The organism is Candidatus Persebacteraceae bacterium Df01 (assembly GCA_030386295.1).
In the GTDB taxonomy this organism is placed as follows: Bacteria; Pseudomonadota; Gammaproteobacteria; order Tethybacterales; family Persebacteraceae; genus Doriopsillibacter; species Doriopsillibacter californiensis.
Genome location: JANQAO010000002.1, coordinates 180,601 through 199,276 on the forward strand (window position 1 = coordinate 180,601; position 18,676 = coordinate 199,276).

15 protein-coding genes are annotated in these 18,676 nt (G+C 46.3%); 6 read left to right on the forward strand and 9 right to left on the reverse strand.

The features are described 5' to 3' along the window. Positions 1–52 precede the first annotated feature (52 nt). The 4 genes from icd to NQX30_04040 form a co-directional block, all read right to left on the reverse strand. Positions 53–1,306, reverse strand: a complete 1,254-nt coding sequence (icd, locus tag NQX30_04025) for an NADP-dependent isocitrate dehydrogenase (protein MDM5147536.1) — start codon at positions 1,304–1,306, stop codon at positions 53–55. A 33-nt stretch (positions 1,307–1,339) separates the two neighbouring features. Further along, positions 1,340–2,590 carry a nucleotide sugar dehydrogenase gene (locus NQX30_04030; GenBank protein ID MDM5147537.1) on the reverse strand — a complete coding sequence of 417 codons (1,251 nt, stop codon included), beginning with the start codon at positions 2,588–2,590 and terminating at the stop codon, positions 1,340–1,342. 1 nt (position 2,591) lies between these two features. Next, entirely contained in the window at positions 2,592–4,043 is a 1,452-nt protein-coding gene (locus tag NQX30_04035; protein ID MDM5147538.1) for an RNB domain-containing ribonuclease, read from the reverse strand. 80 nt (positions 4,044–4,123) lie between these two features. Then, complete coding sequence (locus NQX30_04040) at positions 4,124–4,705, reverse strand: hypothetical protein (protein ID MDM5147539.1); 582 nt, start codon at positions 4,703–4,705, stop codon at positions 4,124–4,126. Between the two features lie 352 nt (positions 4,706–5,057). Here NQX30_04040 and NQX30_04045 point away from each other — a divergent pair, with 352 nt between their 5' ends. Continuing rightward, positions 5,058–6,530, forward strand: coding sequence for an NAD(P)H-hydrate dehydratase (locus NQX30_04045; GenBank protein ID MDM5147540.1), 1,473 nt, complete (start codon positions 5,058–5,060; stop codon positions 6,528–6,530). A gap of 9 nt (positions 6,531–6,539) precedes the next feature. Here NQX30_04045 and glnA read toward each other — a convergent pair whose 3' ends face one another. From glnA to dnaB, 4 genes are all read right to left on the reverse strand, one after another. Next, positions 6,540–7,955: a type I glutamate--ammonia ligase gene (glnA, locus tag NQX30_04050; protein ID MDM5147541.1), complete on the reverse strand. Its 1,416-nt coding sequence runs from the start codon at positions 7,953–7,955 to the stop codon at positions 6,540–6,542. Positions 7,956–8,230: 275 nt separating this feature from the next. Continuing rightward, the gene (gene smpB, locus NQX30_04055; GenBank protein MDM5147542.1) at positions 8,231–8,731 is read right to left on the reverse strand and encodes an SsrA-binding protein SmpB; all 501 of its coding nucleotides are present in this window, start codon (positions 8,729–8,731) and stop codon (positions 8,231–8,233) included. Next, positions 8,728–9,429: an RnfH family protein gene (locus NQX30_04060; GenBank protein ID MDM5147543.1), complete on the reverse strand. Its 702-nt coding sequence runs from the start codon at positions 9,427–9,429 to the stop codon at positions 8,728–8,730. The genes smpB and NQX30_04060 overlap by 4 nt, the downstream gene beginning before the upstream one ends. Further along, positions 9,404–10,909, reverse strand: a complete 1,506-nt coding sequence (gene dnaB, locus NQX30_04065; protein ID MDM5147544.1) for a replicative DNA helicase — start codon at positions 10,907–10,909, stop codon at positions 9,404–9,406. The genes NQX30_04060 and dnaB overlap by 26 nt, the downstream gene beginning before the upstream one ends. 114 nt (positions 10,910–11,023) lie before the next feature. Here dnaB and betB point away from each other — a divergent pair, with 114 nt between their 5' ends. The 4 genes from betB to NQX30_04085 all read left to right on the forward strand — a co-directional run bounded on the left by betB (position 11,024) and on the right by NQX30_04085 (position 15,963). Next, positions 11,024–12,529 (forward strand): betaine-aldehyde dehydrogenase, encoded by a 1,506-nt coding sequence (gene betB / locus NQX30_04070; GenBank protein MDM5147545.1) that lies wholly within the window; start codon positions 11,024–11,026, stop codon positions 12,527–12,529. Positions 12,530–12,682: 153 nt separating this feature from the next. Continuing rightward, on the forward strand, positions 12,683–13,798 hold the full coding sequence (locus NQX30_04075) for an extracellular solute-binding protein (GenBank protein MDM5147546.1): 1,116 nt from the start codon (positions 12,683–12,685) through the stop codon (positions 13,796–13,798). Between the two features lie 63 nt (positions 13,799–13,861). Further along, on the forward strand, positions 13,862–15,112 hold the full coding sequence (locus NQX30_04080) for an ABC transporter permease (protein ID MDM5147547.1): 1,251 nt from the start codon (positions 13,862–13,864) through the stop codon (positions 15,110–15,112). A gap of 2 nt (positions 15,113–15,114) precedes the next feature. After that, positions 15,115–15,963 (forward strand): ABC transporter permease, encoded by an 849-nt coding sequence (locus NQX30_04085; protein ID MDM5147548.1) that lies wholly within the window; start codon positions 15,115–15,117, stop codon positions 15,961–15,963. 85 nt (positions 15,964–16,048) lie between these two features. Here NQX30_04085 and efp read toward each other — a convergent pair whose 3' ends face one another. Beyond that, positions 16,049–16,615, reverse strand: a complete 567-nt coding sequence (efp, locus tag NQX30_04090; protein MDM5147549.1) for an elongation factor P — start codon at positions 16,613–16,615, stop codon at positions 16,049–16,051. A gap of 84 nt (positions 16,616–16,699) precedes the next feature. Here efp and NQX30_04095 point away from each other — a divergent pair, with 84 nt between their 5' ends. Then, entirely contained in the window at positions 16,700–18,649 is a 1,950-nt protein-coding gene (locus NQX30_04095; GenBank protein ID MDM5147550.1) for a cation:proton antiporter, read from the forward strand. The last annotated feature ends 27 nt before the right edge of the window (positions 18,650–18,676 follow it).

Here is an 18,676-nt window from a genome sequence, read left to right on the forward strand (position 1 = left end):
ACGGATTTTTTGCCCCAGTAATCATCGATTACAAAATCGTAACGCACGAAAATTACATATGGTCAATAATGGCTTCACCAAAATCGCTGGATGACAGAATGGTAATATTTTTTTCTACTTGCCGAGCCAAGTCATATGTGACTTTACCGGCAGCAATAGCTCCCGCTGTGCCGCGCACAATACATTTTGCAGCTTCCGCCCATCCAATATAACGAAGCATCATATCTGCCGACAAAATAAGAGAACCCGGATTAGAGCGATTGTGGCCAGCGTGTTTGGGTGCCGTACCGTGTGTCGCCTCAAAAACGCCAGCATAATCAGAAATGTTGGCGCCCGGCGCGATACCAATACCGCCAACCTGCGCTGCTAGCGCATCCGACACATAATCGCCGTTAAGATTGAGCGTAGCAATAACATCAAACTGCTGCGGATTGATGAGGATTTGTTGTAAAAAGTTATCAGCAATGCAATCCTTGATAATAATTTCGTTACCATTTTTTGGGTTTTTGATAACGCACCAAGGACCGCCATCCAACGGTTGAGCTCCAAATTCTTCTTTGACCAATTCATATCCCCAGCGCATAAACGCACCTTCGGTATATTTCATGATATTGCCTTTGTGCACTAAAGTAACTGATTTTCGGTCATAGTCTATGGCGTATTGCACGGCGCGGCGAATAAGCCGTTTTGAGCCTTGGCTGGAAACCGGCTTGATGCCAATAGCGGTAGTATCGGGAAAGCGAATTTTTTCAACTTCCATAGTATCCCGCAAAAAACCAATCACGCGCCGCACTTCAGACGTTTGCGCCTCCCACTCAATACCTGCATAAATGTCCTCGGTATTTTCGCGAAAAACAATCATGTTAGTCCGTTCGGAATTTTTTAGTGGTGAATAAATACCTTTGAAATAACGTACCGGACGCACACAGGCATACAAATCCATGGTCTGGCGAATAGCTACGTTAAGAGAGCGAATGCCACCACCGGTGGGGGTAGCAAGAGGACCTTTAATAGAAACAATATAATTTTTCATGATACGCAAGGTATCTTTTGGCAACCATTCACCACTGTTGTGAAAAGCTTTTTCTCCAGCCAATATTTCCATCCAAGCGATTGCTCGTTCGTTGTTATAAGATTTTTGTACAGCGGTATCCACGACCTTGCGCATAACTGGCGTAATGTCTACACCAATGCCGTCACCCTCAATGAAAGGGATAATCGGGCAAGTGGGAACCGCCAGTGTCAAGTCTTTTTTAACTTCAATGGGGGCTCCGTGGGCAGGTGGAGTGGGTTGAAATGTAGCCATAATATTCCCTTTTCTTGTAATTATACCAAGTGCTTAAAGTCGCCAATCCGCACGTGGTGCAATACCTTTAACATCAATAACCAGCGCATCACGCACAGTAGCCACATCAATATCAGCAAAGCAGCGGTGCGCCACAGCAAAAATAATAACCGCCGGTTTTTTTGCCAATGCAACTTGCCAATCATCATCTGGAGCAAACCCATATTCAGCCAACGTTTTATTTTTATCTGCAATGGGATCACACACGCGCACATCGCAGCCGGATTCAATTAATATTTGGCGAATATCATTCACGCGGCTGTTGCGCGGGTCTGGGCAGTCTTCTTTAAAAGTGAAGCCAAGTATGAGGACTTCGGTACACTTTGGTCGCAAACCGCGCTGCCCTATTAAGCGCAAAGTGTTTTCGGCAACGTACCTTCCCATTCCATCATTAACTTGTCGAGCGGCAAGCACAAGATTGGGTTGATAACCGCTGATTTGTGCTTTGTGGCATAAATAATAAGGATCCACACCAATGCAGTGACCGCCAACAAGACCAGGAACAAAATTTAAAAAATTCCATTTGCTAGCGGCAGCAGAAAAAACTTCTGTTGCGTCAATTTGCAACGAATGGCAAATCATAGTTAGCTCATTCATTAATGCAATATTGACATCGCGTTGCGTGTTTTCTATAACTTTGGCGGCTTCCGCTACCTGAATGGAGGGCGCGCGGTGTGTGCCAGCGGTAATAACCTCCCGATAAATAGTGTCAGTGCGCTCTGCTGCCTCAGGAGAAGAACCAGCGGTTATTTTTTTTATGTCCCGAATAGAACGAGAATGGTCAGCAGGGTTAACCCGTTCGGGTGAGTAACCACAGTGAAAATCCTTATTGATTTCCAATCCGGAAATACTGGCGATCAGCGGCATACAAATCTCTTCGGTAACCCCCGGGTATACCGTTGATTCTATAATAACCAAATCGCCTTTACTGATAACTTGTCCTACCGCCTGACAGGCCACCCGTAACGGCGATAAATCAGGGCGCTGATTTTCTTTTACCGGCGTCGGCACAGTAATAATATAGACTGTGCACTCTTTTGCACAATCAATGTCGGTAATAAATTGTAAGTGGTCGGAAGTTAATTGTGCTTTGCTCGTTTCGCCGGTGGCATCATATCCGTTAAGTAATTCGTCAATGCGAGCAAAATTACAATCATAACCAACGGTTTGGTACGTTTCGGCCATTATCACAGCCAAAGGCAAACCCACATAACCCAGCCCCACAATGCAGACTGTTTCTTTCATGTTAGAAAATTTTAATGGCCTTAAAGTCAGCCCGCCCTTTAGAAGGCGCTACTGACAGGAGGCGCACCTGTAAACGGCTACCTAATTTGAGTACCTGCCCACCGGTTTCAACAAACTGTCGACGCTCATAATCATGCTTCCAAAAACCGGGAACTTCCGACAATCGCACCAAGCCATCTACCCCCAATTCTGCAATAGAAACGAATACACCAAAAGAAGTTGTGCCGGAAACCACGCCCTCAAAATCAAGTCCTATTTGATTGCGAGCTTTCCAGCATAATAGGCGTTGTCGACATTCCCACCCCGCTTTGTCGGCATTAATTTCACTTTGCGAGCATTGCGCACCGATGGTCACTAATTCTTCATGCGATACGGTACTTTTTTTCCCTTCCAAAGCACTAATAATAGCCCGATGTGTAAGTAAGTCGGGATAACGGCGAATTGGTGAAGTAAAGTGTAGATAACGGTTGCAGGCCAACCCAAAATGACCTGTTTTTTCATCAGGAGCGTATTCTGCTCGCGCCAATGTTCCTAGTAAAAGTGGCAATAAATTATCGCCTAGATCAGGATCGCGCTTGTTTAAATTATCCAAAGCATCGCTAAAATCACGCGCTATCGGTTCAGATGGAAAATCAATATTCAGTTCTGCCAGCACAGCACGCAATTTTTTGACATTTTCAGCTGGCGGATGTTTGTGAACGCGGTGTAACGCCGGCAGTCGCTGACGGATGACAAAGTCGGCAGCACAGCGATTAGCGGCGATCATACATTCTTCAATCGCATAATGGGCAATGTTGCGTTGATTTTGAATCATAAAAATGTCATCGTTTGCCGCCAAAGTTAAATTTATTTCTGGCCTATCCATAATAAAGCCACCACGTTGACGACGGGCAAGGCGCAAGGCTTCTCCGATTATTCCCAACAACTGCATGTGGGTCGGGCCGTTTTTCATTAATATCGCCGCCTCGTCATAAGTCAACCGCTGCCGGGAGCGCATAGTCCCTCGTGCAAAGCGATATCGCTGCACGATACCGTCGCGCAATTCCATTTCACAAACTAAACAAAGACGCTCTTGCTGAGGAATGAGTGAACAACTATCGTTTGACAATGCAGGAGGCAGCATCGGCAACACTCTATCAGGTAAATAGACAGAATTGCCACGTTTTTTTGCTTCATTGTCTAGTGCATCACCGGGTTTTACATAAGCAGCCACATCGGCAATGGCAACAGTTAAATTTATACCACTAGCGGTCGGCTCACAGGCTACGGCATCATCAAAGTCACGCGCATCTTGACCGTCTATAGTAATAAATGGGGTTTCACAAAAATTTTCACGGACTACAGATGCTGGTTTTATTGCTGCTTGCGTTGCCAACTGTAGTAAATCTTTGGAAAAATTAGCAGGCAGCTTTCGTTCTTTCACCACCCCGCTAATAAGTGACACTACGGACACAGAATTTTATTTATTTTGGTATTAGGATTAATAAACAAACCCCCTGAAAAGGGGGTTTGCTTGGGTAATTGCTTTTCTAATTAGATAGCAACAGATCCACCACAATTTGGCTCAACTGGCGGTGAGGCAGTAGCATGACGCCACCACAGTGTCACTGATTCATCCAATGTTCCGCCACTCTGGGCTGATTGACTTTTAGTCGTGCAATCAGCTACACCCGGCGTGAAACTCGTTGATTCGTAATCATTGAATACGAAATCACCTCGATTAGCTACACCATCATCCAATTTTCTGTCCACTTCACCAATAATATTGGAAGGAATACGACCACCGGTATGAACTTGCAAACGAGCGGATCCAGCATTTTCAGGTCCACCAAGAGTAGCGTAGTAACTACTATCATGAAATATGGCCATAATCCCACCATAAGAGTTTTGTAGCGAGTTGTAAGCGCTGGGGAGAATAGAATTACTAGAAGTACACTGAGGACAACGCAAATAACCGCTACCAGTCAAATGTTGAAATACCATAGGTGATTCGTCAATTGTAAGAAAACCATCGCCAGCACCATTTGCAGCACCACTGATGTACTGTTGTGCATAAACATAATCACCGGGCAATGCCTGATATCTGTCAATGAAAGCAAACCATGCAACTTTCAATGAATTTTGACGATCTGCAATTGATCTTACTTTGGCGTTATTGATAAGCTCTTGTCCTTTCAAGACACCACCTAGCAACAAGCCAATGATGACAAGAACAATCGCTATCTCAACCAGAGTAACACCTCTGAGGCATTTTATCGATTTGGCCATTTTTTTCTCCTTGTTTTTATTTTGTTTTGAAATTAATCTGAGCTCTTTTGCCCGTCTTCCTCGTATATTACTATTTTTTAAAGAAAAAACAAAACCTCATAGAGCTTTTATCCCTTATAAACTAGAAAAATACTTTTTTTTGCCAAAAATACAACATAAGAACTTATTTTCGTTTTTAATTGCTTCTTTAGAGTAACAAATGATACCGCTTTACAACAACAAAACTATTCGCTCTATAGAAGCCGAAGCCTTTGTTTACGGGGATTCTTTTGCCGTAATGATGCGTGCCGGCAAAGCCATAGCACAGCAAGCGATATTGATGACAAAAAACGACAACCGGGCTATTTTGATAATTGCCGGGCCGGGAAACAACGGCGGTGATGCTTTGATTGCTGCTGCCAGCTTGCGGGAAACAGGGCGTAACGTGCGAGCCGTATTTTTGGGAAACATAGCCTGCTTGTCCGCAGATGCAAAGAAAGCACTCGCCCATGGGAAACCCATTTTCAATGACTTTGCTGATGATGATTATGCACTTGCCATTGACGGACTGTTTGGCATTGGATTAGCACGTCCGCTAGACGATACTTATAAAGAAACCGTACACCGACTAAATGCGCTATCTTGCCCAGTATTGTCTATTGACATTCCCAGCGGTATTAATGGTGATACTGGTGCGGCAGCGGGAAAAGCCGTTTATGCGACTCGGACGATAACTTTTTTTGCTGCCAAATTAGGACTTTACACCGGTGACGGTGCCCAAGCGGCAGGAAAAGTGGTAGTGGAAAGGTTAAATTTTCAAGGTAATGCAACTCCCTGCGGTTTTTTATTGAATGATGACGACGATTTGAATTTGCGCCAACTGCAACGACATAAAAACACCCACAAAGGAAATTATGGAACTCTGGCGGTTATCGGTGGAGCAACCGGCATGGTTGGTGCATCGGTACTGGCCACCCGTGCCGCTGTGCGATTGGGTGCGGGAAAAGTATTTGCGTTAAGTTTGGCGAATCCCGTTCCGTTGCTGGATTGGTCAATGCCGGAAGTCATGTGGTGCACTGCTACCGCAGATATATTGAAAACACTATCATTACAAGCTGGCGTTATTGGTGTAGGAATGGGAACAGACTCGGCGGCAAAACGATTGTTAAAAACTGCCCTGACGCTTCCGTTACCTTTGGTGGTAGATGCAGACGCACTTAATTTACTAGCACAACATTTGCCTTTGCGCAACCTTTGCACCAACAGAAAAGCGCCTCTAATATTAACGCCACATCCGACAGAGGCAGCACGAATGTTGGGAAGCGACACAATCGCGGTTAATAAGGACCGCGTTCACGCCGCCAAAACGCTTGCGGCAAACTATAGCGCTTGTGTCATATTAAAAGGAGCTGGCACGGTTATTGCTGACAGCAGCGGCTGGTGCATCTGCGCCGCGGGCAACCCTGGGCTAGCACAAGCGGGCGCAGGCGATGTGCTCGCTGGCATTATCGGCGCTCTACTAGCACAAACACAAAATGCGGAATTTGCTGCCCGCGCCGGAGTTTGGCTACATGCGGCAGCTGCAGACGAGCAGGCTGCTCAAAGCGGCACAATTGGATTGAATTTAAACACATTAGCTGAAACGGCAGCACGCCGACTCAATTTGTATATTGAAAATCAAGTCGGCGATTAGCTCTTTTCATCAACAAGAATAATACATCTCGAATTCTATGGGCTGCGGAGACTCACGAAAACGTGCCACTTCTTGCTGCTTCAATTCCAAATAAGCGTCTATGGCATCATCGTCAAAAACGCCCGTAGACGTCAGAAATTTGCGATCTTTATCTAATTCCACCAACGCATCAGCCAGCGAACCACACACTTCCTTTACTTTGCGCACCTTTTGGTCTGTAGAACGTGAATCATGATAAAGGTTGAAATCACAAGGATCACCGGGATCAATTTTATTTTTAATGCCGTCCAACCCTGCCAATAACAATCCTGCAAAACACAAATATGGATTTGCCGAAGAATCAGGAAAACGCGTTTCCACTCGCCGCGAAGATGCTGAAGAATGAGGAATACGTAACGCCGCTGAACGGTTGCGAGCAGAATAAGCAAGTTTGACCGGCGCTTCAAATCCCGGCATCAATCGCCGGTAAGAATTGGTAGAAGCGTTAGTCAACGCATTAAGTGCGCGGGCGTGCTTCAAAATTCCGCCAACATACCACAGCGCTTCTTGGGACAATCCTCCATACAACCCTCCCTGAAAGATATTTTTACCGTTTTTGGAAATAGATTGATGCACATGCATGCCACTTCCATTGTCACCTTTGAGCGGTTTGGGCATAAATGTCGCCGTCTTGCCAAACTGATGCGCCACGTTGAGCACCACATATTTCAAAAATTGATTGTCATCGCCTCGCGCCACCGCTGCCCCACCGCGAGTACCAATTTCACACTGACCGGCAGTCGCCACTTCGTGGTGGTGCACTTCCGCTTCCATGCCCATGTCACACAACCGTAAACACATTTCATTACGCATATCAACTAAAGAATCCACCGGAGGCACCGGAAAATAACCGCCTTTAACACCGGGACGATGACCGCTGTTAAAACCGTCAAGATCCAAACTCGATGACCACGCTCCCTCTTCGCTACGAATGGAAAAACCGGTTTTATGCATATCATTTTTGAACTGCACCGAATCAAAAACAAAAAATTCCTGTTCAGATCCAAACATCACCGAATCACCAATACCCGTCTTTTTCAAATAGGTTGTAGCGGCGGCAGCAATGGAACGCGGACAACGGTTGTAAGGCTTATTATCATGAGGACGAAACACGTCACACATCAAAATCAGCGTTTTTTCATCCAAAAATGGATCTACACGGGCAGAAGAAGCATCCGGCATCAACACCATATCTGAATCTTCAATGCCGCGCCAGCCAGGAATAGATGAACCATCAAAACCTTTGCCTTCAGACAAAAAATCGGCATCCACGTGCGTCGCTGGTGCGGTGATGTGATGGCATTTGCCATAGTAATCAGTAAACCGAAAATCTACAAAAACAATATTTTCATCTTTGATTTTTTTCAGAATTTTGGTGTTGCTCATTTTAAGTTCCTTTGTCTTTAAAGTGATGTAAATCAAACAATGCTCATTATACATTAATTTTTTGATTGGATATCATTATTTTTTCTTATGATTAGATACGCCTCTACCTTCTATTAATAAAAAAATAAAAAACTATCCAATTTTAAAAGACTAGACCGAGCAGATGAAGGCATATCGATTGACGCCGATTTGTTAACTTCGGTTACGTAGCCAATAAATTACAACAAAGCAGTGCCACCAAGCACTAAATCGCCGATTGAATTCAACCGTTGTGCCTAATATTGGTTTTTCAATATGCGTTGTTGTTGTCGTTGCCAATCACGTTTTTGCAACGCGTCGCGCTTGTCGTGTTTTTTCTTTCCCCGCGCTAATCCCACCAGAATTTTTATTTTACCGCGCACTAAATGCAGATTAAGCGGCACTAGAGTAAGGCCTACCTGTTGTGTTTTGCCAATAAGGTAGCTAATTTCCTTTGCCGTCATCAATAGTTTGCGGCTGCGTAATGGCTCCGCTTCAACATGTGTAGATGCCGCCGTTAATGGCGAAAAATGGCTTCCCAACAAAAACAACTCGCCGCGCGACACAGCAACATAGCTTTCGCCGATTTGTGCTCGACCGCCGCGTACGGATTTAACTTCCCACCCCTGCAATACCAAACCAGCGGTATACGTTTCCAAAATTTCATAATTAAACCGGGCACGACGATTTTCAGCCAGCCTTCGTTGCGCCGCTGCCCGTGCCTGTTGTTGGTCGCTTTTTGAAGACTTTCCCATCATTCATGCGTCGCTGCCCGCTTGCGCCGAGCCGCGCGCGGATCTCGCACTAGTGATTGATAAATTTCCACACGGTCACCATCCTCCAGTCGCTCATCGCGCCCACATAATCGCCCAAAAACACCCACCGATGTTGCTTCTTCACAATTATCCGCAGCCAAAGCATCGCCCACCGTGGCCCCTCCCGACAAAGTCAGCATTCGCTCTTTACCACCGTTGGTAATAGCCACTCGGATATTGCCGCGCCCTGCTTCGCCGTAACGTTCTTTGGCGAGTGCGATAAAACTATCGACAAAACGACCAAACACAGCATCAAGCACTCGACTAAACAGTTTTTTTAGCGGCCCACTCTTAAATTCATATTCCAATTCAAACTCTACTCGACTGCGACCGTCACCCAAGTTAACAAAATTCCAACCGCCCTGCAAGGAATTAAGCGGCCCCTCAGCCAATGTCATGTCAATGCGTGACGGCCGTTGATGGCGGTTATCTGTGGCAAAAAATACTTTAACCCCGCAATAATGAATATGCAAGACGGCGCGCACCAATTCACCGTTGCGCGTAACCTCTGCTCGTTCGCACCACGGCAAAAAATCAGGATACGACTCGATGTCATCCACCAATGCAAACATTTGCTCGGCGGAATAAGAAACAATAAGCGTGCGCCGCATGGCGTTATGAATTAAAGCTGCCACGCTCACTAGCGTTTGGCGACTGATCAAAACTGTCGTGTTCCTCAGTGGCTTGTGCAAACCGAGTGTGTTTTTTATCGAAAATTAGAGGCACAGTACCTGTCGGACCGTTACGCTGTTTGCCTATAATCAATTTGACCTTTGTTCCGCTATCGTGACCACCATAGCTTTCCGACTCGTCCGTTTTTTCGTGTAAAAATAACACCAAGTCAGCGTCCTGTTCAATTGCACCGCTTTCTCGCAAATCCGACAGCACGGGCTCTTTGTTAGGGCGCACGTCCACACTGCGATTGAGCTGTGACAGCGCCACCACAGGCACATTCAATTCTTTCGCCAGTGCTTTCAGTCCGCGTGACACTGCTGACACTTCCAGCACTCGATTTTCTACTCCGTCACCACCCGCACTCATCAACTGTAAATAGTCCACCACTATTAAAGAGAGTTTGCAACCATCTCGCGACAGCTGCCGGCGCGCACGACGCGCCATGCTACGTGCTTCCAAAATATTAAGTGCGCCACGGTCTTCTATGTATATATTGCGCTGCCCCAGTGTAGATACCGACTCAGTAAATTTTCGCAAATCATCACCGTCCATGGCACGCCCGTCCCAGTGCTTGCCGGTGCGCAACAAATTCGCGTCTAAACCATCCTGTGAAATTAGACGCATCACCAGTAAATTAACCGACATTTCCAAACTAAAAAACACCACGCCACCACCAGTTGCAGAAACATGACGCGCTACATTTAAGGAAAACGCCGTTTTGCCGGCGCCGGGGCGACCTGCAATAATCACTAAATCACCACCGTGTAGGCCATTGGTCATTTTGTCCAATTTGGGGTATCCAGTAGGCGCCCCTCGCAAAGCATCAAAATTTTTACTTTGTATGATGGGAATCATGCGATTAAGATAACTTTCTGCCTCTTTACCCGCTAAACGCATACCAGCTGCTTCACCAGCAAACTGACCGCCAATAGCCGCTAGTCGCGACTCGGCTTCATCTAATAATTTAAGTGGCGGCTTATCGCCTGGGTGATACACTTCTGCTGCCGCTTCGGACAATACTTGTGCCATTTGTCGCAACAACGCCATATCGCGCACCAACTCCGCATAGGCCGACACATTCACTGCAGCCGCACCGCTATCAGCAATGGCAGCGATGTATTCGGCGCCGCCGGCTTCTCGTAACCGGTCGTCCGCTTGTAGACGCTGAGTCAGTAAAATGGGATCAGCGTGCTGATTCAGCGCTAATTCCTGAATACACTTGAATATCAGTTGGTGCCGCTTGTCATAAAAATGCTCACTGCGTAACGTGCCATCCAAGTCGTTGAATAAATCGTTATTGAGCAACAACGCACCCAACAACGCCTGCTCAGCCTCCACCGCGTGCGGTGAGGTCAACTTATTGCGCGGCGTGTCGTCAATAACGGGATGAGCAATGTCGGATTGGCTGTTCATGGCAGTCAGCAAGAAAAAGATTATATCCCGCACGGAATTTTTTACTTGTAGTCATTTTGTTGATAACCTGTGCGAAAGATATGCTGTGGTAAATTGTGGTTAGAATACCAACGGCTAGCCGATGTTAAATAATCTATTAGGATAAAAATGTCTTTTTCAACCTCCACAACCCCAAAATACGGTCCCGACAGCGTATTACCAAAACAAAAATTGTTCATCAACGGACATTTTGTTGATGCAACGTCCGATGACGCTTTTGACACTATCAATCCAGCAACCAATAAAACTATCTGCTCTGTACAACAAGCATCGCAGCAAGATATAGACAAAGCGGTTTCCGCCGCGCGTGACGCTTTTCCTGCTTGGGCGGCAACACCGGCGCGAGAACGGGGAACAATATTGCGCCGCGCTGCCAAGATTTTACTCGCTCGCAATGAGGAATTAGCTGCCTTAGAAACACTGGATACCGGCAAGGCAATTAGTGAAACACAAACGGTTGACATCATCACCGGCGTAGAAGTGCTGGAATACTATGCTGGCATTGCACCCACTTTGCATGGTGATTATTTTGACCATCCGCCCACCGCGTTCAGCATTATTCATCGCGAACCGCTGGGAGTATGTGCCGGAATCGGGGCGTGGAACTACCCCATCCAAATCGCTATGTGGAAATCGGCGCCAGCACTAGCTTGCGGCAATACCATGGTATTTAAACCAGCAGAATTGACTCCACTGAGCGCGCTGGCATTGGCCGACATTTATTGTGAAGCTGGTGTCCCAAACGGTGTCTTCAATGTAGTGCAAGGCGACGCCCGGATTGGAAGAATGCTGTCTTTGCACCCAGGCATTGACAAAGTATCACTCACCGGCGAGGCTGGCACCGGAAAAAAAGTCATGGCGGATGCCGCTACCACGCTCAAACACGTAACTTTTGAATTGGGTGGCAAATCACCGTTGCTCATTTTTGCCGATGCCGACATAGAAAGTGCCGTATCGGCAGCGCTGGTGGCGAATTTCTTTTCCACCGGTCAGGTGTGCTCAAACGGCACCCGCGTTTTTGTAGAACGCTCAGTTATTGATGAATTTATCACTCGCTTGCGCCCGCGAGTAGAAGCAATGCGTGTAGGTTGTCCATTTGATCCACAAACACAAGTGGGACCGCTCGTCAGCACGAAGCATTGGCAAAAAGTAATGTCTTATATGGATGACGCCTTTGCTTCCGCCGCCACACATGTAACCGGCGGACAACGCCCTACCGACTCTTCATTGACGGCGGGAAATTATGTTCTACCTGCAGTATTTGCTGATTGTGATGACAATATGCGCTTTGTCCGTGAGGAGGTGTTCGGTCCGCTAATGTCAATATTAACTTTTGACAATGAAGAAGAAGTGTTGGCACGCGCCAATGCCACTGATTATGGCTTAGCAGCAGCGGTATTTTCCCGTGATTTTTCCCGCGCTCATCGGCTGGCGCAACGATTACAAGCGGGCACGGTGTGGATCAACGACTATAACACTCTACCCCCAGAAGTTCCTTTTGGTGGCGTAAAGGGTTCGGGAATAGGTCGCGAAAACGGGCTGCAAGCGGTGGAACATTACACTCAAACGAAAACTGTATATGCCAATACGGGTGATTTTAAAGGTTGTTACTAAACGTAAAATGATAATCCTGTTTTTTACGGGCTACCGTCAACAACTGCCACATTCAAAATTCGCATTATTATTGAATTTCGTTATAATTGTTGCCACTGGTGCACTCCAAGTGCTTCGGTTATTTTTTTCTATATTGTATAAAAAGGAGAGTTAATGAACACCACAACCAAAAAAATTGTTGCCAGCTTTGCCGCTACCGCCCTGATTGCGGGCAATGCGTTGGCAGCAAAAGACATTGAATTGACCATCGTGTCATGGGGTGGCGCTTACACTGATAGCCAACAAAACGCCTATCACGCCCCCTACATGAAAGCTAACCCGCATGTTTCCATCATTAACGATGACTCTTCCAATGAAGCGGTTCCCAAATTGCGAGCACAAAATGAAGCCGGCAATATTAATTGGGATTTGGTGGACATGGTACCTGCTGATGCAATTCGCGCCTGCGATGAAGGTATTGTCATAGAAATCGACTTCGACAAAGTGTTGGCTCCGGCACCCGATGGCACCTCGCCAACTCAAGACTTTGGCGCCTCACTGGTATCACCCTGTTTTATACCGCAAATCGTTTATTCCACCACTTTTGGTTACCGCTCTGACGTGGCGGAATGGGGCGGCAAAAAACCAACCTCCATAAAAGATGTATTTGACACCAAAAATTTCCCAGGCAAACGTTCTTTGGAAAAGCGGCCGGTCAACAATATGGAGTGGGCACTCATCGCCGATGGCGTATCGCCAGATCAAGTGTATGATGCACTTTCCACGCCCGAAGGCGTTGACCGTGCGTTTGCCAAACTGGACACTATTAAAGATGACATTATTTGGTGGAGTTCGGGCGCAGATACCCCAGATCGTTTAGCTAAAAAAGAAGTAGTTATGGGCTCTACCTACAATGGTCGTCTGTTTGCTCTGATTGAAGAACAAAAGCAGCCAGTGGAAATGATGTGGGATTGGCAGATTTTTGAGTTGGACGGCTGGGTCATACCCGCCGGCTTGCCAAAAGATCGCCTGCAAGCAGTGTTGGATTATTTGTATTATGCTACTGACACCCAACGGCTAGCCGATCAATCAAAATACATTTCTTACGGACCGGCTCGCCAATCTTCCGCACCACTAGTTGGAAAACACGCTACGCTAGACATTGATATGGCACCACACATGCCAACCGATCCAAACAATGCCAAAAACACGCTCTACAACAACATAGAGTGGTGGGCGGACAATCGTGATGAATTAGACCAGCGTTTTCAAGCTTGGTTAGATCAGTAAAAACGTTCTTTCTTGGTAGCGCTCGCTCGATTTTTAGTGGCGCTACCTTTTGAAAGAAAAAAAATGACTGATGTTGTCAACGACACTACACTAAAAACTCGTTTTTCCCGTACCGAACGACGTAAGCGAGTTCGGGCGTTATTGCTGGTATTACCACTATTTTTATTTATCTGCGTGACATTTTTGGCCCCCGTAGCCGAAATGCTGTTCCGCAGCACGGATAATACGGCAGTACATAACGCACTCACTAATACACACAAAGCGCTATCCAGTTGGGACGAAAATAGCGGTGAACTACCGCCACAGGCGGCATATTTGGCCATTATTGCCGACGTTAAGGCAGGTGCGAAAAAAAAAATGTTCACCCGTGTCGGCCGACGGCTAAACTATCAAATATCCGGCGTTTCCAGCATGTTTCGAAAAACAGCTCGCCAAGCTCGGCGTCTGCCTGACGATATTGCTGACCCGCAAACAGCTCTCATTAAAATCCACAAAAAATGGGGGGATGTCAATATCTGGCGAGGAATTAAATATTTCACTACACCCTATACCAGCAGCTACTATCTAGATGCAACGGATTTTGGCTATGTCCTAGAAAATGGCGACTACGCTCGCAAAGTTGAATCTCAGCGTGTCTATTTGAATCTGTTTTGGCGAACGATTATCATGTCAGTAGCTATCACCCTGTTGACGTTATTAATGGCCTATCCCACCGCCTTTTTGATTTCCAGTATATCCTCCCAAAGTGCTAATTTATTACTCATTATGGTGTTATTGCCCTTTTGGACATCGCTTTTGGTGCGCACTACTTCATGGATTGTGCTGTTATATCAGGAAGGCGTAATTAACGATTTACTCGTGTCTCTGGGGCTAGTAAGCGACGACGGGCGACTGGAACTCATTCATAATACCACCGGCACCATCGTGGCAATGACCCACATTTTATTGCCTTTTATGTTACTACCGCTGTACAGCGTAATGAAAACTATTAATCCCGCATATATGCGGGCAGCTCGTTCCATGGGAGCGGGAGCGTTCACAGCGTTTCGGCGCGTGTATTTCCCTCAGACCGTGCCTGGCATTGGTGCCGGTGCTATTTTAGTCTTCATCCTTGCCATCGGCTATTATATAACGCCAGAACTAGTCGGCGGCGTAGAAGGCACGTTTATCTCCAACCGCATTGCATATCATGTGCGCAGTTCGGGTAACTGGGGTCTGGCGTCAGCGCTAGGCTTTATATTACTGATCTTAGTGCTATTAATGTATTGGTGTTACGACAAAATTGTCGGCATTGACAATATGAAATTGGGTTAACCATGATGCCGTCTTATGTACAGGGCTGGGAAAAAATATGGCATTACGTTCTGCGGGTGATTGCCGGCTTAGTTTTGTTTTATCTTATTTTTCCAATTTTTGTCATCGTTCCGCTGTCGTTTAACGCGTTGCCGTATTTTGTTTTCACCGAAGAAATGCTGTCGCTGGACCCAGCAGGTTATTCGCTGCAATGGTACAAAGATTTTTTTACTGACATTAACTGGCAAACAGCGGTAAAAAACAGCGTGATTATTTCTCTGTTCTCCACGCTGCTCGCAACTTTCCTTGGAACATTAGCGGCGCTGGGCCTATCGCGTTCTTATCTACCGTTCCGCCGCGCTATTATGGCCATGTTAATTTCACCGATGATCGTACCGCTCATTATCTCGGCGGCAGCCATGTTTTTCTTTTATTCCAGTATTAATTTGCAAGGCACTTACGTCGGCGTCATCCTAGCACACACCGCGCTAGCCACACCATTTGTTGTTATTACGGTAACGGCAACACTGTCCAACTTTGATTATTCATTGGTACGCGCATCTCACAGCTTGGGCGCGTCACCCACTACTACATTTTTTCGTATTATTGTGCCGATAATTTTTCCCGGCGTTATTTCGGGAGCTTTGTTTGCTTTCATCACTTCGTTTGATGAAGTAGTAGTAATACTTTTTGTTGGTTCATACGAGCAACACACCATACCTTGGCAAATGTTTTCCGGTATTCGCGAGCGCATCAGCCCCACTATTTTAGCGGTAGCGACAATATTAATATTCCTATCCATTTTGCTACTGCTTGCCACAGAACTACTACGCCGACGCACTGAACGGCTACGTGGTATCACCGGTGTGTAATACTCAACACTCCAAAAATAATTTTTCAGTAATTTTTCTACTTTAGCATTATGGTAACGGCTTCAAACACCGCTTAAAACGTAATTTATGCACGCTCCATATATTCACCGCTATCGGTATTAACACGAATTTTTTCGCCGCTAGAAACGAACGGCGGCACCATCACCGTAATACCGGTTTCTACTGTTGCTGGCTTGTATGAAGAACTTGCCGTTGCACCTTTAGCTTGCGGATCAGTATTGGTGATTTCCAACGTTACTGATGTTGGCAATGTAATACCAATGGCACGTTCATTGTAAAAATTGACTTCAACTAACATGTCGGGCAGCATAAAACCTTCGCGTCCTTCAAACATATCAGCACCCAATGTTGTTTGTTCAAAAGACTCTTCATCCATAAACACAAAACCGTCGGCGTCTTGATACAAAAAACGCATTTTGTGCTGCTCTACGTGCGGGCGCTCAATTTTGTCATCTGTGTGCAACCGCAAACTATTTTTGGAGCCAGTTTCAATATCTTTTACTTCCACCTGCATGTAAGCACCACCGCGCCCCCCCACATGCACATGCCGCGCTCGAACTACGCGCCATAATCGCTTATCAACTTCAATTAAAATTCCGCCTCGCACTTCAGTAGCCAATATTTTTGCCATGTTTTCCGTCCTTACCCCGTTCAAGAGATAGTAAAATAGCGATTTTAGCCCATATTCATCTCGCGAAAGGATTTTTTCACTGGCATGGAACACTCTTTGATTGTCATCATTTTGCTAGTGTTAGTAGCGGCGTTTGCGTCTGTGATGGCTCTCAACATTTTGCGCTGGCCTACCATTCCCGCCTACTTTGTCGCCGGCTTGGTTGTAGGACCAAACGGTTTGGGAGTACTACAAAGCGGTGAAAATGCTCACTTTATCGCCGAATTCGGCGTGATTTTTTTGCTTTTTACCATCGGCGTAAAAATCAGTCTCAGTTCCTTACGCACTATGCGTCGACATGTAATCGTGCTCGGCGGCTTACAAACCGGTTTGACAATGCTAGCCTTTGCCGCACCAATATGGCTATGGAGTGGCAACGCCATTTTGTCATTACTCGTTGGTTCAGTAGCAGCCATGTCTTCAACAGCAATCATTAGTCAAATACTGATACAAGAAAACACACTCTCCTCACCTATGGGCCGTCGCGCCATGAGCGTTCTGTTGTTTCAAGACTTAGCAGTTATTCCGTTGATTGTAATTTTTTCCACTGACGCCAATGCCGAGTCTGCGCTATATACGACTGTTGGGGTAATTCTCAAAATCTCGCTAATTATGGGGCTCGTTCTTTTTGCAGGTGGCCGCGTTATGGCCGCCTGGCTCAACTGGGTATCACACTACGGTGACAATGAGCTATACATGCTCAATCTCATCACAATTATTGTTGTGCTTTCGGGACTCACGGCATTTGCCGGTTTGTCCTATGCACTGGGTGCGTTTTTGGCCGGTATTTTAATGTCAGAAACGATGCATCGTTATCGCGTCATGCGCATCGTGGAGCCTTTCCGGCAATTATTTTTAGGATTCTTTTTCATGTCATTGGGAGTACTGGTCAGTCCCTCTTACCTAGCAGAACATTGGCCTGCTGTGTTGCTAACTGCCGTCACACTGCTAGCGGTTAAGGCACCTCTACTCTATGGTTGCGTGCGCTTGGCCGGCTCTCATCGAAAAACCGCGCTGCTGTCAACTATCTTGCTATGCGGTGCTGGTGAATTTGGTTTTTTATTGCTAACTTTGGCGCGCGGAAGCGAATTAGTAGCAGAAAACATTTTTCAATTACTGCTTTCTGCCAATCTTCTGGCATTAATGGCGACGCCGTTTTTATGGCGACAGCGGGAAGCCATCATACGTGTCCTACGCCTTGGTGATTGGCTGACAAACGCCCAAAATGTCACAAAGAATTTATCTAAATCACAACGCATAAACAATCACGTTATTATTTGTGGTTTTGGTCGCACAGGTCAATCTGTCGCCGGCATTTTACGAGACAGTAGCGTCCCTTATGTAGCGGTGGAGGAAAATTACATCATTTTACGTGCCGTTGGTGGTACCGATAACGTGGTGTACGGCGAGAGCACAGGCGCCGACAGCCTCATCGGCGCTGGTATTTTGCGCGCCAAAGTGCTGGTGGTATCGTTTATTGATCCGGTGGACTCACGAAATGTAGTCAAAAAAGCACGCCTGCTTAACCGCAATTTATTTATTACTGCAAAAGCCGACACCACCAGCATGGCCAGTATTTTGCGAGAAGCCGGCGCCAATCACGTTTTTGTAGACGCGCACGAAACCGGCTTTTCTATCGCCAAAAAATCTGCCGCCATATGTGGCGGCGCGTCGAACAAAACACTCAGTGATGCAATTAGCCGTGCTCGAGGCAAACAAAATCCTTTTTTCACCGGTGGCTTTCTCGGTGCTGATGAGAACAGCGATGCCAGCGATGAAAGTGTATCATTTGTCGGCTGTGTTGTGCGTTCAGATGTAGATTCGCTGGCGACTGTGTTAGGTAGCTGCACCGTTATTTCATGGCTGCGCGACAGCACACATTTGGATGTAGGCGACATTGATAAACCACTACAAGTCGGCGACGAACTAGTACTGTCCGGCAAAACCATTCAACTGTTAAAAGTTAAAGACACACTGGAAAACGAGCATAATTAATTTTTGACGCGCCCCCGCCTTCTCGAA

What these genes read in the sequence shown, in the direction of transcription:
- NQX30_04045 (MDM5147540.1), top strand. Translation starts at nt 5,058, where the DNA reads ATGATACCGCTTTACAACAACAAAACTATTCGCTCTATAGAAGCCGAA.
- NQX30_04095 (MDM5147550.1), top strand. Translation starts at nt 16,700, where the DNA reads ATGGAACACTCTTTGATTGTCATCATTTTGCTAGTGTTAGTAGCGGCG.
- NQX30_04085 (MDM5147548.1), top strand. Translation starts at nt 15,115, where the DNA reads ATGATGCCGTCTTATGTACAGGGCTGGGAAAAAATATGGCATTACGTT.
- betB (MDM5147545.1), top strand. Translation starts at nt 11,024, where the DNA reads ATGTCTTTTTCAACCTCCACAACCCCAAAATACGGTCCCGACAGCGTA.
- glnA (MDM5147541.1), bottom strand. Translation starts at nt 7,955, where the DNA reads ATGAGCAACACCAAAATTCTGAAAAAAATCAAAGATGAAAATATTGTT.
- NQX30_04075 (MDM5147546.1), top strand. Translation starts at nt 12,683, where the DNA reads ATGAACACCACAACCAAAAAAATTGTTGCCAGCTTTGCCGCTACCGCC.
- NQX30_04030 (MDM5147537.1), bottom strand. Translation starts at nt 2,590, where the DNA reads ATGAAAGAAACAGTCTGCATTGTGGGGCTGGGTTATGTGGGTTTGCCT.
- smpB (MDM5147542.1), bottom strand. Translation starts at nt 8,731, where the DNA reads ATGATGGGAAAGTCTTCAAAAAGCGACCAACAACAGGCACGGGCAGCG.
- icd (MDM5147536.1), bottom strand. Translation starts at nt 1,306, where the DNA reads ATGGCTACATTTCAACCCACTCCACCTGCCCACGGAGCCCCCATTGAA.
- NQX30_04080 (MDM5147547.1), top strand. Translation starts at nt 13,862, where the DNA reads ATGACTGATGTTGTCAACGACACTACACTAAAAACTCGTTTTTCCCGT.
- efp (MDM5147549.1), bottom strand. Translation starts at nt 16,615, where the DNA reads ATGGCAAAAATATTGGCTACTGAAGTGCGAGGCGGAATTTTAATTGAA.